Annotated in this window: 13 protein-coding genes; 7 read left to right on the top strand and 6 right to left on the bottom strand. The window is 70.1% G+C overall.

Going from position 1 to position 15,464, the window contains the following annotated elements; all coding sequences use genetic code 11:
• Nucleotides 1-85: 85 nt before the first annotated feature.
• Nucleotides 86-3,547: an alpha-glucuronidase family glycosyl hydrolase gene (locus OG992_RS08320; RefSeq protein WP_266302894.1), complete on the top strand. Its 3,462-nt coding sequence runs from the start codon at nt 86-88 to the stop codon at nt 3,545-3,547.
• A gap of 197 nt (nt 3,548-3,744) precedes the next feature.
• On the opposite strand, the gene OG992_RS08325 is transcribed toward OG992_RS08320, so the two are convergent.
• Nucleotides 3,745-6,744, bottom strand: coding sequence for a glycoside hydrolase family 95 protein (locus OG992_RS08325; RefSeq protein WP_266302895.1), 3,000 nt, complete (start codon nt 6,742-6,744; stop codon nt 3,745-3,747).
• A gap of 454 nt (nt 6,745-7,198) precedes the next feature.
• Between OG992_RS08325 and OG992_RS08330 the strand changes: the two genes are divergently transcribed.
• Both OG992_RS08330 and OG992_RS08335 read left to right on the top strand, forming a co-directional pair.
• Nucleotides 7,199-7,669, top strand: a complete 471-nt coding sequence (locus OG992_RS08330) for a hypothetical protein (RefSeq protein ID WP_266302896.1) — start codon at nt 7,199-7,201, stop codon at nt 7,667-7,669.
• Between the two features lie 157 nt (nt 7,670-7,826).
• Nucleotides 7,827-8,831 (top strand): hypothetical protein, encoded by a 1,005-nt coding sequence (locus OG992_RS08335; protein WP_266302897.1) that lies wholly within the window; start codon nt 7,827-7,829, stop codon nt 8,829-8,831.
• Here OG992_RS08335 and OG992_RS08340 read toward each other — a convergent pair.
• On the bottom strand, nt 8,804-9,646 hold the full coding sequence (locus OG992_RS08340; protein WP_266302898.1) for a helix-turn-helix domain-containing protein: 843 nt from the start codon (nt 9,644-9,646) through the stop codon (nt 8,804-8,806). The genes OG992_RS08335 and OG992_RS08340 overlap by 28 nt on opposite strands.
• Before the next feature lie 121 nt (nt 9,647-9,767).
• On the opposite strand from OG992_RS08340, the gene OG992_RS08345 reads away from it, so the two are divergent.
• Entirely contained in the window at nt 9,768-10,112 is a 345-nt protein-coding gene (locus OG992_RS08345; protein ID WP_266302899.1) for a DUF1330 domain-containing protein, read from the top strand.
• A 91-nt stretch (nt 10,113-10,203) separates the two neighbouring features.
• Nucleotides 10,204-11,079, top strand: coding sequence for an alpha/beta fold hydrolase (locus OG992_RS08350; protein WP_266302900.1), 876 nt, complete (start codon nt 10,204-10,206; stop codon nt 11,077-11,079).
• A gap of 7 nt (nt 11,080-11,086) precedes the next feature.
• Here OG992_RS08350 and OG992_RS08355 read toward each other — a convergent pair whose 3' ends face one another.
• A complete protein-coding gene (locus OG992_RS08355) occupies nt 11,087-11,317 on the bottom strand; it encodes a hypothetical protein (RefSeq protein WP_238685041.1) in 231 nt (76 codons plus the stop codon).
• 125 nt (nt 11,318-11,442) lie between these two features.
• Here OG992_RS08355 and OG992_RS08360 point away from each other — a divergent pair, with 125 nt between their 5' ends.
• Nucleotides 11,443-11,838 carry a hypothetical protein gene (locus OG992_RS08360; RefSeq protein ID WP_238685042.1) on the top strand — a complete coding sequence of 132 codons (396 nt, stop codon included), beginning with the start codon at nt 11,443-11,445 and terminating at the stop codon, nt 11,836-11,838.
• Nucleotides 11,839-11,853: 15 nt separating this feature from the next.
• Here the strand turns inward: OG992_RS08360 and OG992_RS08365 are convergent, their stop codons facing one another.
• The 3 genes from OG992_RS08365 to OG992_RS08375 form a co-directional block, all read right to left on the bottom strand.
• The gene (locus OG992_RS08365; RefSeq protein ID WP_238685105.1) at nt 11,854-12,237 is read right to left on the bottom strand and encodes a hypothetical protein; all 384 of its coding nucleotides are present in this window, start codon (nt 12,235-12,237) and stop codon (nt 11,854-11,856) included.
• A 122-nt stretch (nt 12,238-12,359) separates the two neighbouring features.
• Nucleotides 12,360-13,529 carry a hypothetical protein gene (locus OG992_RS08370; protein WP_266302901.1) on the bottom strand — a complete coding sequence of 390 codons (1,170 nt, stop codon included), beginning with the start codon at nt 13,527-13,529 and terminating at the stop codon, nt 12,360-12,362.
• Nucleotides 13,526-14,041, bottom strand: a complete 516-nt coding sequence (locus tag OG992_RS08375) for a SigE family RNA polymerase sigma factor (protein ID WP_238685044.1) — start codon at nt 14,039-14,041, stop codon at nt 13,526-13,528. Before OG992_RS08375 ends, OG992_RS08370 begins: the two co-directional genes overlap by 4 nt.
• A 353-nt stretch (nt 14,042-14,394) precedes the next feature.
• On the opposite strand from OG992_RS08375, the gene OG992_RS08380 reads away from it, so the two are divergent.
• On the top strand, nt 14,395-15,441 hold the full coding sequence (locus tag OG992_RS08380) for an SMP-30/gluconolactonase/LRE family protein (RefSeq protein ID WP_266302902.1): 1,047 nt from the start codon (nt 14,395-14,397) through the stop codon (nt 15,439-15,441).
• Nucleotides 15,442-15,464: the final 23 nt, after the last annotated feature.

Consider the following 15,464-nt stretch of genomic DNA (forward strand, 5'->3'; position numbering starts at 1 on the left):
GATCGACGCGCATCCATCCAGCAACGTCGTTGCGCTCGCGGGACGGGCCGAACGGCGTCCCCAGTGAACGAACGAGGAGATGGTGATGAACCGAGCTTCGGTGCCCCGGCTACGGCGAACCCTCATCGTGCTGGGCACGGCACTGGCCACCGTCGCGGCCACCCTCACTGTCGCCACCACCACGCCGGTCGCCGCGGCCCCGTCGCCGGACGACTACAACGGCTCCGACCTGTGGCTGCGGTACGTGCCGGTCGACGACGCGAAGCTGCTGCGTGACTACCGCAGCGCGGCCACGGCGGTCGTGGTCGAGAACGCCGACGCCACGAAGGTCCACCGGCACACGACCGACCTCGCCATGGCCCCCGATTCGAGCGAGAAGCTCGTCGAGACCACGCTGGGCGCCGCCCGGGACGAACTGGTCCGCGGTCTGGGCGGGCTGCTCGGCCAACCGACACCCGTGGCGACCGTCGACGGCGGCACGGTCCCCGACGGCGCGGTCGTGGTGGGCACGCCGACGAGTTCGCCGCTGGTGGGCCGCACCATCGCGACCCGCGACCTGGCCAAAGTGGGCGACGAAGGCTACCTCGTCCGGTCGGTGTCGAGGGGCGGGGCACGCTTCACCGTCATCGCCGGCAACAGCGACCTCGGCGCGCTGTACGGCACCTTCGCCTTCCTCCGGCTGCTGCAGACCCAGAAACCCATCGACCACCTCCGCGTCGCGGAGTCACCGAAGATCAAGCATCGGTTGCTGAACAACTGGGAGACCGAACGTCTCTACGCGGGCAACAACGCCTCCGGAATCGGCGGGCTGAACGGGGAGAGCGGGGCGATCTTCAACTTCGCCGCCACCGGTGCCAGCGCCGGCCGGAACCTGCCCGTCATCCTCGACCGCTACCTCGTCATGGCCCGCGCGTTGGCGTCGCTGGGCATCAACGGCATCACCATCAACAACGTCAACGCCGACAACGCGTACCTGACGAGCACCCGCATCGCGCAGGAGGCGGCCCTCGCCGACGCGCTGCGTCCGTACGGGATCAAGCTGGGCCTGTCGATCCGCTACACCGCGCCCACCGACAGCCGGTTCGCCCCCGACACGCTGACCAACAGCCAACTCGATCCGTACGGCGCGGATTTCCGGGGCTGGTGGCACCGCCGGGCCCAGCAGATCCAGGCCGCGATCCCGGACTTCATGGGCCTCACCGTCAAGGCCAACTCCGAGGGCCAGCCGGGGCCACAGGACTTCGGGTACGACCACGGTGACGGCGCCAACGCCATCGCCGCCGCGGTGGCGCCGCTCGGGATGACGGTGCACTGGCGGACGTTCGTCTACAACGCCGAGGTCGACAACGACCGACTCAAGCGGGCCTACCTGGAGTTCGGGCCGATCGACGACGAGGTGCAGCCGGACGGCAGCCGGGGGCGCTTCGCCGACAACGTGTTCCTCCAGACCAAGAACGGGCCACTGGACTTCCAGGCCCGGGAGCCCATCCACCCGATGTTCGGCCGGATGGAAAACACCAACCAGGCCCTGGAACTCCAGATCACGCAGGAGTACACCGGCCAGAACTGGATGCTGGCCTACCTCGGCCCGATGTACGAGGAGATCCTCAAGACCGACACGTACGCGACCGACGCGAACGGGCAGCTGCTCAAGAAGCGCCTGGTCGGCAACATCGTCGACGGGACCGCCCAGCACCACCCGGACACCGCCATCGTGGGTGTCGCCAACCTCGGCAACGCGGACAACCTGACCGGGCACCACTTCGCCCAGGCGAACCTCTTCGCCTTCGGACGTCAGGCGTGGGACTGGACGCTGGAGTCGGCGGACATCGCGACCGACTGGGCGCGGATGACCTGGAGCAACGACCGGCGCGTCGTCGACACCATCCACAGGATGATGATGGGCTCGTGGGAGTCGCTGGTGAGCTACCAGACGCCGCTGGGCATCGGCCACCAGTTCGCCGAGGGCGTCCACTACCGCCCCGACCCGGCCGACTGGGCGGGCCGCGACGACTGGAGCCCGATCTACTACAACAAGGCCGACAGCGTTGGTCTGGGCTTCGACCGCTCCCCCACCGGCAGCAACCTGGCCGCCCAGTACTTCCCCCGGCTGCAGCAGCGCTACGGGAACATCAAATCGGTCCCGGAGAACCTGCTGATGTGGTTCCACCACGTGCCGTGGGGCCATCGGATGGACAGCGGCCGGACGTTCTGGGACGAGCTGGTCTACCGCTACCAGATGGGCGTGCAGTACGTGACCTGGATGCGGGAGACCTGGGACGCGCTCCAACCCGACATCGACGCACGCCGGTTCGCCGAGGTACGCGCCAAACTGGCGGTGCACGAGGCGGACGCCGCCGACTGGCGGGACACCTCGGTGAACTACTGGAAGGAGTTCAGCGGGCGGGACATCCCCGTCGACGACGCGCCGCTGTCGGCGACGATCGTGGTGAACGGGAAGACATTCGGCGGCTTCAACCTGTCGGACACCTCGTACACCATTCCGGTGCCGGCCGGGGCGTCGCCGACCATCACCAAGGTGCGCACGGCCGACCGGAAGGCCCGCTACGAGATCATCTCCCAGGCCGCCGGCGTACCCGGTCAGGCGGTCGTCAAGGTCACGACCGAGAGCTTCTTCGGCCCCCTGGTGAAGAACTACGTCTTCAACCTGGTGCCCGACACGACGCTGACGGCAGTGCGCGTCAACGGCAAACGTCTGGCGTCCTTCGCGCCGACGGTGCTGCGCTACAACGCCCTCACGCCGGCCGGCACCACTACCGTGCCGACGGTCACCGCCAGCGCCGCCGACTCCGCCGCCAGTGTCGCTGTCGAGCAGGCGACGAGCCCCACCGGGCAGGCTCGGGTCACCGTCACCAACGGCGGCGCCTCGTCGGTCTACACAGTTGACCTGAACACCACCATCACCGGCAGCGACGAGTTCGCCTCGGCCCAGCTCGGCCCGCAGTGGCAGTGGGTCCGGCCGGATGAGAGCAGCCGGCGTCTGGCCGACGGGTCCCTGGTCATCACGGCCCAGCAGGGCGACCTCCAGGGCAACGCCAACACCGCCAGGAACCTGGCCCTGCAGGACGTCGACGGCGACTGGACCGCCGAGTCCCGGGTCGTCTTCTCCCGCCCACTGGCCGCCAACAACGAGCAGGGCGGTCTGCTCGGGTACGCGGATGACAACAACTACGTGAAGCTCGCCTGGGAGATGGGCAACGCCACCGCGGCGGTCAACAAGACCCGGATCGTCTTCCTGCGCGAGCAGAACGGCACGGCGTCCACCCTGGAGATCACCGGAGCCGACGCCCAGCGCATCGTCGGGGCCGACGGCGCCATCTGGCTACGACTGACCAAGATCGGGGACAGCTACCGCGCCTACTACTCCACCGACGGAAGCGTGTACCGCTACATCGGCTCCACCACGCTGAACGTCGAGCCGACGAAGGCCGGGCTGCTGGCCTTCAACCGGGCCGGCACCTCCACCGACCTCGACGTCGCCTTCGACTACTTCCGAATCGAGAGCCGCGGCGAGCGCATCCGCTGAACCAGCACGTCGATGTGCTGTTGAGCGGTATACCTCAGAGTCATAGTCATACCTCTGAGGTATACCGCTCAATACCGCGTCCGCCCCGACGACGGCGACCGACGGTCAGGACCACCGCAGCACCGCAAGCCGCGACCGGGCCCGTCCCCCAGTGGGGACGGGCCCGGTCGTGCTCCCCCGAGCAGGATTCGTTGCCGTCAGCCCCCGATCGCGATGGCGAAGATGTGCATGGTCGGCACGTTCGTGGCGGGCCGGGCGCTGATGTTGGGCAGCACGACCGAGGCCACCGCCTTGCTCTGCAACGCGACACCCACGTAGTAGACGCAGGCCGCTGTGGCCTGGCGGCCGTTGTTGGGCCGGTTCTGGTACGCGGAGACGATGGCCGCGGTGCCCCCGGAGTGCGGCCCGCCGTACCAGTCCGGCGTGCTCAACGTGAACGTCTGGCGGGTGCCGTCGGCGTAGACCACGGTGCCTGTTCCCGACACCGCGCCGTAGGTGCCGGTCAGCAGGAAGCCGAGCGTGCTGCCGGTGCCGGTCACGCCGATGGTCTGGCCCGAGGCGATGGCGTTGTCGGCGGCCCCGGAGCTGACGTTGGGCCAGCGGAAGTTGACCCCGTTGCGGCTCACCGTGCCACCCGGGCTGGCACCGGCCTGCGCCAGGGCCTGCGCGGAGAGCGAGGCCCCGCCGCCGTCGAAGTTCCCGACGTTGGTGTTGCTGTCGCTGGTGATGCCGACGTTGCTGAAGCTCTGCTCCAGCGTCGGCGTGGTGGCACCGGAACTGGTGACCCGGTAGGTGCGTCCGGCCTGCACTGTGACGTCGATCAGGTCGGACTCGATCCGGGTGGTCCGGGCCGCCGTACCGTCGGCGGTGTCGACCACAGTGACGGTGCCGGTCAGGATCCGGGAGCGCAGGCGGACGGTGCCGGCCCGGTCCGGCCGGATGAGGATCTCGGTGGCCACACCGCTCGCCCAGGTGATGCCGACCGTGTGCCCACCCCGACCGCGCAGGCCGGTCACCCGCCCACTCGGCCAGGCCGGCGGCAGCGCGGGCAGGACGTGCAACTCGCCGGTGTGGCTCTGCAACAGCATCTCGGCGATGCCGGCGGTGGCGCCGAAGTTGCCGTCGATCTGGAACGGCGGGTGCAGGTCGAACATGTTCGGCGCGAGCCGCGCGGTGGTGGCGAGGTAGCGGATCAGGTCGTGGGCCCGCTTGCCCTCCTCCATCCGAGCCCAGAAGTTGATTTTCCAGGCCAGCGACCAGCCCGTCCCGTCGTCGCCGCGCAGCGCCAGGGTCCGCCGGGCGGCCTCGAACAGCTGCGGGGTGCCGCGCTTGGTGATCTGGTTGCTGGGGGCCAGACCGTAGAGGTGCGAGATGTGCCGGTGGTTGGGCTCGGTCTCCACCCAGTCGTAGAGCCACTCCATGATGTTGCCGCGCGAGCCGACCTTCATCGGCGGGAGCCGGTCCCGGGTGGCGCGAACCTGCGCGCGGAAGGTGCTGTCCACGTTGAGGATCTCGCTGGCCCGGGCGCAGGCGTCGAACAGGTCCCGCAGGATCTGGTTGTCCATTGTCGGCCCGGCGCACACGCTGGCGTTCGCGTGGTGGCTCAGCTCCGGCGAGTTCGACGGATTGGTCACCAGGTAACCGAGGGTCGGCTCGGTCACCAGGGTGTTGAGGAAGAACTGCGCCGCGCCCTTCATGGCCGGGTAGTTCGTGCGCAGGAACTCGATGTCACCGTTGAACAGGTAGTGGTCCCAGATCAACGTGGACAGCCAGGCGCCGCCGGTCTGCCACATGCCCCAGAACGCGCCGTCCACCACAGCGGTGGCCCGCCACGCGTCGGTGTTGTGGTGGGTGACCCAGCCGCTGGCGGCGCCGTACTGCACCTGGGCGGTCCGCGCTCCGGCGACGGCGAGATCCCTGACCATGTCGAAGACCGGGTTGTGGCACTCGGCCAGGTTCGTGGTGTTGGCCGGCCAGTAGTTCATCGGCAGGTTGGCGTTGATCGTGTATTTCGAGTCCCACGCCGGGGCCAGCGAGTCGTTCCAGATGCCCTGGAGGTTGGCCGGCTGAGTGCCGGGCCGCGACGACGAGATCAGCAGGTAGCGCCCGTACTGGAACAGCAGCGTGGAGAACTGCGGGTCGTTGACGCTGTTGTGCTGGGCGATCCGGACATCCGTCGTCTGGTCGGCCGCGGACGTGCGGCCCAGATCGAGAGTGACCCGGCCGAACAGCGCCTGGTAGTCGGCCACGTGCCGGCTGCGCAACTGGTCGTAGCTGCTGGCCCGCGCGGCGGTGAGGCGCTGCCGGGCGATGCCCTGGTAGTCGCCGCCGACGTTGCGGTAGTTGACGTAGCTGGAGCCGATGGAGATCAACAGGGTCACGCTGTTGGCGTTTGTCACCCGCAGGGTGCCGCCGGAGCTGGACACGCTGCCGCCGCTGACTGTCGCGTTGGCCAGGGCCAGGAAGCGAACCGCACCGGTGACGCCCTCCATGTTCCCGGAGACGCCGTCGAGGCCGATCGTGGTGCCGTCCGGGCTGGACACCGTTGTGCGCTGCGGGCTGTCGAAGGTGGCGGTGAAGCTGATCGAGCCGGTCCGGTCGGCGGTCAGTCGCATCGCGATGACCTGGTCGGGCGCGCTGGCGAACACCTCCCGCTGGTGACGAACCCCGTTCAGCACGTACGAGGTCGTGACGGTGGCGGTGGTGAGGTCGAGCGTCCGGTCGTACTGTGACGCTCCGCTGGCGGAACCGAAGGCGAGCCGGAGATTGCCGACGGTCTGGTAGGCAAGCTGGCCGCCGGGGTTGCCCATCATGGTCTGGTTGATCAGATCCTGGGCCTGGGTCCACTGGTTCGCGTTGACCAACCGGCGGATCTCCGCGAGTGCTCCCGCGCCTCTGGGGTTGCTGGGATCGTGCGGCCCACCGGCCCAGACGGTGTCCTCATTGAGCTGAAGTCGCTCGGTGTCGACGTTGCCGTAGACCATGGCGCCGAGCCGGCCGTTGCCGATCGGCAGCGCCCGCAGCCAGTCGGTCCCGGCCCCTTCGTCGTACCAGAGGGCGAGGTCCCCGGCGGCCAACACCTGTGGCGGTGCCGCCGAATCCGCTCGTGCCACGGCGGTCCAGGGCACCGGCAGGAGAGCACCGCCCGCGCCGGCCGCGCCGACCTTGAGGGCCTGCCGTCGGGTCAGGTCTGACATCGATCCTCCAAACGGTGACCAGTCCGGCCACCCCGAAGCGTGACAACTATGGGACTCGACATGGGGATCCGCTTGGTGGCGCCAACCGGGACCCTGCCTGAGCAGGCCGACGCCGGGCCTTGGCGAGCCAGACATCTGATGTGTTTCGGGAAGGTTACTCCGGGGCCACAGAATAGGCAACGGTCGATCGATGGACAGAGGTGGCACGGCTCTGGCCGGTCAGCGGAGCGAACGGGCGGGTGAGCAGCGGCGGCCCGACGCGGCACAGCACAGCGCCCCGCCAGAATCACGCCGACGACCACCCATCCAGACGGACATACATCAGATGTACGAAGGAGGGCAGCCGAGCTGGCCGTTGCACCAGCATCCGTGGGCGCCCCGAAGCGGCAGCGCAACCCCGGCGGGTCCACGGACGTGTAGTGGGAAACCCGATCGATGTCTCACCGGAGGAACGATGACCCTGACCGCGCTCCGCACCCTCCTGCCCGTCGCCGCGCTGGCCGGCCTGGCGGCCTGCACCACCCCCTCCCCCGCTCCCGTCGCCGGGGCGAGCAGCACGCCACCTGCCAGCACCACGCCCGCCCCGCCCGCGACGCCGTCCACCGCCGTCACCGCCTCGCCGACCCGCAGCACGTCGTCTGGCACCGCCACCCCGACCGCCTGTCCGGTGAGCGCCGCCACCCTGCAACGCGCATCGGGGCTGAGCAAAGCCCTACGGATCGATCCCGCTCACATCAAGTGCGCGAGGCAGTGGGCCACGGCCGGTGTGATCGCCGTCGACCCCGGGATGCAGGGCGACGGTGTGCTGCTGTTCAAGCACTCGGACGGCAGATGGCAGAAGCTGGGCGAAGGCAGCGCACTCGAATGCACCCCGTTCGGCATCCCGGCGGAGATCGGCGACCAGGTCGGTTGCCGCGACCACTGAGCAGGTGGCGTCGACGCGCCCGGCCGGCAGCGAGCACAGGGCGTCCGCGATGGTCTGCACACCGGAGCGCACATCGCGGGCTGCGACTCCCGTACGCAATCGGGTTGTTCTCTGCCGGCGCACAGGTGACCATGGGCGGCATGGCGGGAGTTCGGGGGTGAGATCGCCTCTGCAAGGTGGACTACCGCCCGGCGGCGCGGTGGTGGTCGGGGCCGTCGTGGAGATCGCCTGCGACGAGTCGGGATTCTCGGGTACGAACCTGCTGCACTCGACCGCCCCGGTGATCACGCACGCGAGCGTCGACCTGACCGTCGACGAGGCGGTCGCGCTCATCACCGCCCTGCGGTCCGGGTTCCGGTTCGCGCCGCACGAGCTCAAGTCAGGCCGGTTCCTGCGCGGCTCGGGCGCGGACGAGGCACTGGAGTGGTTCCTGGCTGCGCTGGCCGGCCGCGCGCACGTCCACCTCATCGACAAGGAGTTCTTCCTCGTCACCCGGATCGTGGACTTCCTGCTCACCGAGCCGTCGTACGCGGCGGGTACCCGCCTGGCGCGCGAGCACCATCCGGCGGCTCTCGCCCTGCACGAGGCCGGACGCTCGACCGACGGCGATTGGGCCGCCTTCCTCTCGGCGTTCGTCGATCTGGTCCGGATGAAGCGGCGACTTCCGGTCGACCAGACCGTGCGGCGGTTCTTCCAGGCCCGGGACGCGCTGCGACGCCACGGCCTCGGCACGGTGGCCGACGCCGTCCTCGACGGGCTCCGCCCGAGTCACGTGCGGGCCGTGGTGGCCAGGCTCGACGTCGACGACCGCACGGTCCCTCCCCCACTGGAACCGCTGCTGCCGGCGCTGGCGGAGACGGTCCTGTCCTGGAGCGGCGGCCAGCGGCAGGTGCTGGTGACCCACGACGAGCAGAGCGCCCTGACGGCCGACCGACTGACCCGCCTGCAGCGGGTGTTGGCCGACGGCGACGCGTCGGCGGCCGGCGTCGACGGGGCTGGGACGTTGCCGAACGGGGTGTCGCCCCTGGCGGGGCTGGTGATGGTCGACTCCCGAGACGATCCGCGAGTGCAGGTAGCGGATCTCCTTGCGGGAGTGGCCCGGCGGATGCCCGGCATCATCGGCGACGCGCTCCGTCAGCCGCCGCCCGCTCCCGCAGGATGACGGGCAGCCGAGTCATGATCGGCACGGGCCCGGAGGGTCTGCGTGGTCGCCGAGTCAGCGGGAAAGAACGCCTCGACGGCCAACCCGGCGACTGTGACCTCCCGCGGCGTACCGAAGAGGGTCGTGGTGCTGACGAAGGACAACTCCTGGTCACCGTGCCGGTAGCGCAGCGGGACGAGAACACGTGAGAGGGCATCGCCTGGCGGTATCGTCTCGACGTCGCCACCGGGATAACCGCGAAGCTCCTCGTGCAGGTCGTACAGGATCGGGTCGTTGGTTGTCGCCGCCTGCTGGTGCAGCCGTTTCAGCAGGTGGGCGCGCCACTCGGGCAGGTTGACGATGCGCGGTGCCAGACCGTCGGGGTGCAGGCTGAGGCGCAACACGTTGATCGGTGGAGTGAGCAGGTGGGGCTGCGCGTCCATGGTGAACAGGGCGACGGCGGGGTTGGCGTCGACGAGGTGCCAGTGCTGGTCGACGAGCAGCGCGGGGTACGGGCTGTGACCATCGAGGATCCGCCGTACGGCGGCCCGGACGGGTGTCAGCTCGGGGTCGCCCAGTTCGTGGCGCGGGAAGGCGGGCGCGTAACCGCCGGCCAGCAGCATCGTGTTGCGCTCGGCCAGCGGCATCTCCAAGTGTTCGGCCAGCCGCAGGATGAGGTCGGGGCTCGGCCGGGACCGCCCGGTCTCGACGAAGCTCAGGTGCCGGGCCGACACTCCCGCCTCGATCGACAGGTCGAGCTGGCTCATTCCGCGAGCCCGGCGCCAGTCGCGCAGCAGCTCCCCCACTGGTCGCCCGTGTCGGGTCGAGATCCTCACTCACCGACCCTAGTTCCGCACCGACGGCCGAGCCATTACCTGCGAGGTAATCGACAGCCCACCACGACGCTGAAAAAATCGACTCCCACCTGAGAAAACACAACGCGAAGGACCGACAACCATGACCGCGTACGCGCTCGCACACCTCCGTAAGGCACCCGTCCACGCCGAGGTGCTGACGTACCTGGAGCGAATCGACGCCACCCTCGCGCCCTTCGCGGGCCGGTTCATCGTCCACGGCGGCGCCGTCGACGTCCTGGAGGGCGACTGGCCCGGCGACGTGATCGTCATCGAGTTCCCCGACCTGAGCCGGGCCCGCTCCTGGTACCGGTCCAGCGCCTATCAGGAGATCAAGCCCCTGCGGACGAGGCACCTCACCGGCGAGGTGATTCTCGTCGACGGAGTCGAGCCGGGCCACGACTCGTCGCAGATGGCCGCGGCCATCCGCCGTACCACCGATCGGTAGCACCCGACGCGCGAGCGCCGTCCCGAAGAACCCGACGGCTCGCCGCCCGCAAGGCACCCCGACACAGGTCGGCCGTCCGTAGTCTCATCGAATGCAGGACACCCAGACGCACACCCTGGCCATTCCCGGCGTCGACCTGGTCTACGACGTCCGCGGCCCGCTACCTCCCGCTGGCGCCCATCGCGCGCTGCTCATGATCGGCCAGCCGATGGCGGCCGAGGGCTTCGTACAGCTCGCGCCGCACTTCACGGACCGCACGGTGCTCACCTACGACCCGCGTGGTCTGGGCCGCAGCGTCCGCAAGGACGGTCGGTCCGACCACACGCCGCAGCAGCAGGCCGCCGACCTGCACGCGCTCATCCAGGCGGTGGACGTCGGTCCGGTCGACGTGTTCGCCAGTAGCGGCGGCGCGGTGACAGCACTCGAACTGGTCGCCACCCAACCCGACGACGTCGCCACCCTGGTGGCGCACGAACCGCCGATCAACGCTGTGCTCCCCGACGCCACGGCCGCCGAGCGCGCCCGAGCCGGCTTCTACGAGGCGTACCAGGCGAAGGGCTCGGGGGCGGGGATGGCCGCGTTCATCGCCATGACGTCATGGCAGGGCGAGTTCACCGATGCCTACTTCGCCCAGCCCGCTCCCGACCCGGCGATGTTCGGCATGGCCGCCGACGACGATGGCAGCCGCGACGACCCGCTGCTGTCGCAGAACTCGTGGGCGATCACCGACTACCGTCCCGACGCGAGCGTGCTCACCGCCGCGCCCACCCGGATCGTTGTCGCTGTCGGCGAGGAGTCGGCTGGCACGTACACCGCCCGCACCGCCCTGGGCCTCGCGGCGCTGCTCGGCCAGGAGGCCGTGGTGTTCCCGAGCCACCACGGCGGGTTCCTCGGCGGCGAGTTCGGCTACGCGGGCAAGCCCGAGGAGTTCGCCGCGCGGCTGCGGGAGGTGCTGGACGCGGGCTGACGTCCGCTCAACCGGTCGCCTCCGAGTAGACCTCGACGTCGTAGAGCAACTGCACGTCGCGGCGGCCGTTCGTGACGCCGACGAAGACCGGGTCACCGGCCGGGGTGCGGCCCTGACGCCACGCCTGTTCCCGGGCCGCCTCCCGCGACTCGTGATGGGCCCTGCCCTGCTGATGCAGTTGCAACACCCGGCGGGCGGTGCCCCGGTCGGTGCCGAGGTGGATTCGCAGGAGAGGCATGCCAGGACCTCCTTGCTCGACGCTGGATCTCGTGCGGCTGGCCGACCAGCCGTATCGTGAGACGCGGGGGCGACGATCCGCCGTCTTCGATTAAACGCCACCCGCTGCGGTCGAGGAGGGCATTTATGACTGGTCTGGCGACCGTCGGCGCAATCGTGGGTGTCCTGCTCGTCGGTCTCGTGGTCCTGATCCGTAAGCCGGCCAACACCCGCTCGGTGCTCAGATGGTCGGCCCTGGCGATCACCGTGCTGGTGGCCGCCGTGCTGGTTCCCTTCACCGTGGACGACTCGGGCGCGGCGGCCGGCTACCTGCTCGGCGTTCCCGTCGTCGCGGCGTTGCTGCCCGTCCTCGCGCAACGGGTCGGTCGGCTGACCGTGGTCGCCGATCTGGTGGCCGCGCTCGTCCTCACGGGATGGGGTCTGCTGCTCGGGCTGGGCATCGGCGTCGCGTTCCTACCAGCGGTGATACTCCTGATCGCCAGCGCCGGGGGTACCCGGGCGCCGCGACCGTCCACCATCTGACCGCGTGACTGGCTGTCACCCGTCGGGGGTGAACAGCCCCTGGACGCCGACGACGATCGCGATGAGGCCGAAGATCGCGAGCAACAGCCGGACGCCGGTGGCGCCGTCCGACCGCTCGTCGCGCGGCGTCGACCGCCCGGTCAACCGGTCCCACAGCAGGGCGAGCCCCACACCGATCCCCACCACCTCGAAGTGGAACACCCGGGGCCCGGACACCAAATGGACGATGAGGTAGTAGCCGCCGGTCACCAGGGCCACGAGGCCGACCACCCACGCGATCGGGGCGGCCCGACCGGCGAGGCGGCCCAGGTCGTCGCCGACGCGCGGCAGCAGCCGCAGCACCGCAACGGCGAGCAGGAAGCCACCGACGATGTTGGCGAGGTCGAGCAGCAGAGCCATAATCACGGGAGTCTCCGTCGGTCGGGTGATCAGCGGTGGGAGCGTACCCACGGACCGGCTCGGTTGAAACGGTCCGGACGGCACGCCCCCACGACGGAGTTCAGATTGGGCTGCTCACCCTTTCAGCGCGTGCACCGCCATACCAGCGGCCGATACGCCCGGTTCTCGTAGACGGCCCCGACCACCGTCAGACCGTCGTCGCTGATCGCCTCGGCCGTGTAGGTGCCCGCCTCGGTCGCCCGCACCTCCGGTCGGCCCGCCAATCGGCGGGAGGTGCCGTCCGGGGCGACGACCAGCGGCGCACCGTCGGCGACCAGCACGTCACCACTGCCGGCGATGGCGCTCGCCCCCGGGAAGGGCAACAGGCTCACCGCTCCCGTGGTGAGATTCCACCGCACCGGCAGCATCTGCACGGCACCGCTGCGTTGGTCGCCGGGAACCATGCCGATCGCCCATTCGCCCCGCGCCGACTCGACCGACGCCCGCGGGTAGCCGTCGGGCACCGCCAACGTCGCCCCGACGCCCTGCGGCGTCCATCGGTAGGGCTGTTCGCCCACGGTGCCGACGATCGTGCCGTCCTCGGTGATCCCGGTCGCGGACGACCCCCGCTGGCCGACCAACCGGTACTTCTGGGGGTGGTCCGTCGACCAACGCACAGCCTGGTGCGAGTCGTCGGACCGGTCGGCGGTGCCCACGATGTCGCCCCGGCCGTTGATGGCGTGCACGAGCACCGTGTCGTAGCCGGGCGGCGTGGCCAGGAAACGCAGCTTCCCGTCCCGGTACAGCCATCCGGTGCCGTCTCCGTTGGTGCCCACCACATAGCCACGGGTGTTGACCGCGGCCGCGTGCCGCGCGGTCGCCGGCAGGACGACCGGCCGGCCGTCGGTCCACAGCACTACCCGTCCGTCCTCCTGCCCGGTGCCGATGTCGCCGACGATGTGCCGTCCGGTGGGATCAACGCTTTTGGCCACCGCGACCGGACCCTTGACCGGCTGCGGCAACCACGACGCCTGGCAGGTGACCGGCGGGCGCGGGGCGATCGACCCGGTGTTCTCCGGTGTCACCGCGAGCGCGGGCGGGGTCGGACCCGGCGGGCCGGTGGTCGCACCGACCTGAACGGCACCCACGACACCGACCCCGGCCAGCACCACCAGCGCGGCGATCCCACCGACTCGGCGACGCCGTCGGCGCCGCCGACCGTCGCGGACCGCCCGGCTCAGGTCGACCCGAGGCTCCGGCACCGGCGCCGCCCGCAACAGCTCGGCGATCCGCTGCTCGTCCACGGTGGTCATCTCGGACTCCTCACTGACATCTCGGTCACGTCGAGCACCTGGCGGACGGCCGCCAACGCTCGAGCCGTCTGCGACTTCACGTTGCCCTCCGAGCAGCCCATCGCGGCGGCCGTGTCGGTCAACGACAGGTCGCACAGGAACCGCAGGACCAGCACGGTGCGCTGGCCGCGCGGGAGGCTGGCGAGCGCGGCGAGCAGGTTGTCTCGCTCGGCCAGGTCGTCGTGCGGTGTCACCGGTGAGCGCTCCGGCACCGGCACCGACCCCAGCAGGCGAACCTTCGCCCAGTTCAACCGCTTCTCATCGACGAGCTTGTGCACCAGCATCCGGTGTACGTACGCGTCGACGTTGTCGGCCCGGCTGACCCGGCGCCAGTTCACGTAGAGCGCCGTCACCGTCTGCTGCACCACGTCGTCGGCCAGATGGGCGTCGCCGCACATCAGGAACGCGGTCCGATGCAGGCTCGGCAGTCGCGCGGAGACGTACTCCACGAACTCACCCTCGGCTTCCACCATCGAGGCTCCCTCCTCCGCATGCTCGACGGGACCGGACGGTCATCAGGTTGCGTCCCCGTCGAAGAACGGTCGGAAGCCCTACCGCTCGGCCGGGCCCGGGGGTGTCCCGCCATCACTGAGCTGTCCACTGTGGTTGTACCGGAAAGATTTCCGGAGACCGCACTGACATTGACCAGCGTCTTTGTGTTTCTGGCCCTCGTGCCGATCGGGATCAACGGCGAAAGATTGCTGCGGGTGGCCAGCTCATCACCTAGGCTCCCGAATACCCACATCGACGGCCCGCCCTCACGCCGTGCCAGCCACCGACCTCGCACGCCGGCCATCGCCACCCTCGACGCCGATTGGAGTATTCGATGACCTGGCGTCCAACCATTGCCGCACTGGCCGGCCTGTGCCTGGCGGTCACCGCCACCCCCCTGTCCGCCGGTGCTGCCGTCGCCGCCACGCATGTCAGCGCTCACGCCGCGCTCGCCGGTCCGCCCGGCGCACCGCCCGGGGCCTGCCCGACGGGGGCCAGTTACGGCCCGCCGCTGCCGGCCAGCACCGTGACGGCCCCGCGAATCCAGGGCGGGTTCACGTTCCTCGAAGGGCCGGTCTGGGTCGCCGACGGCAGCTACCTGCTGTTCTCCGACATGACCGCCGGCACCGGGCCGTACAACGTCCAGCCGTCGACGATCCGCCGGTTCACCCCGCCGGCGAGCTTCGACACGTTCATCGCCGACGCCGGCAGCAACGGCCTGGCCCTCAGCGCCGACGGCCAGCAGCTCGTCGCGGCCACCCACGACCAGCGCAGCGTGTCCGCCTACCGGCTGAGCGACCGGGCCCGCAGCACCGTCGCGCCGAACTACCAGGGCCGGGCCTTCAACTCGCCGAACGACGTCGCGGTCCGTTCCGACGGCGTCGTCTACTTCACCGACCCCAACTTCCAGCGCGGCAACCGCCCAGACCAGATGAGCGGGCGTACCAGCGTCTTCCGCGTCTCCAACGGGCAGGTGTCGCTGGTCGACGACCGGTTGCGCCAACCCAACGGCATCTCGCTCTCACCGGACGGAACCGCGCTGTACGTGGGCGCCTACTCCGAGAACAAGATCTACAAGTACGCGGTCCAGCCCGACGGCAGCATCGGCGCCCGCAGCGTCTTCGTGAACTACATCGGCGGCCCGGACGGCGGCACGATCGACTGCGCCGGCAACGTGTACTGGACCTCGGGCGGGGACTCCCTGGTCCACGTCTACTCCCCCGCGGGCACCCAGCTCGGCACGATCCGGTCCGGCAACTCCGGCACCACCAATGTGGCGTTCGGCGGCCCCGACCGGCAGACCCTCTTCGTCACGTCGGGCCGGTGGGGCGACTCCGGGCTGTACAGCGTGCGACTGAACGTTCCCGGATATCCGTACTGACCGACGGCTGGATGGCGCGCCGC

This window comes from Micromonospora sp. NBC_00362 (assembly GCF_026342155.1).
Lineage (GTDB): Bacteria > Actinomycetota > Actinomycetes > Mycobacteriales > Micromonosporaceae > Micromonospora > Micromonospora hortensis.

Coding starts and splice junctions, on each gene's coding strand:
- OG992_RS08350 (WP_266302900.1), top strand. CDS start 10,204: ATGCAGGACACCCAGACGCACACCCTGGCCATTCCCGGCGTCGACCTG.
- OG992_RS08370 (WP_266302901.1), bottom strand. CDS start 13,529: ATGACCACCGTGGACGAGCAGCGGATCGCCGAGCTGTTGCGGGCGGCG.
- OG992_RS08355 (WP_238685041.1), bottom strand. CDS start 11,317: ATGCCTCTCCTGCGAATCCACCTCGGCACCGACCGGGGCACCGCCCGC.
- OG992_RS08360 (WP_238685042.1), top strand. CDS start 11,443: ATGACTGGTCTGGCGACCGTCGGCGCAATCGTGGGTGTCCTGCTCGTC.
- OG992_RS08380 (WP_266302902.1), top strand. CDS start 14,395: ATGACCTGGCGTCCAACCATTGCCGCACTGGCCGGCCTGTGCCTGGCG.
- OG992_RS08325 (WP_266302895.1), bottom strand. CDS start 6,744: ATGTCAGACCTGACCCGACGGCAGGCCCTCAAGGTCGGCGCGGCCGGC.
- OG992_RS08365 (WP_238685105.1), bottom strand. CDS start 12,237: ATGGCTCTGCTGCTCGACCTCGCCAACATCGTCGGTGGCTTCCTGCTC.
- OG992_RS08345 (WP_266302899.1), top strand. CDS start 9,768: ATGACCGCGTACGCGCTCGCACACCTCCGTAAGGCACCCGTCCACGCC.
- OG992_RS08330 (WP_266302896.1), top strand. CDS start 7,199: ATGACCCTGACCGCGCTCCGCACCCTCCTGCCCGTCGCCGCGCTGGCC.
- OG992_RS08320 (WP_266302894.1), top strand. CDS start 86: ATGAACCGAGCTTCGGTGCCCCGGCTACGGCGAACCCTCATCGTGCTG.
- OG992_RS08375 (WP_238685044.1), bottom strand. CDS start 14,041: ATGGTGGAAGCCGAGGGTGAGTTCGTGGAGTACGTCTCCGCGCGACTG.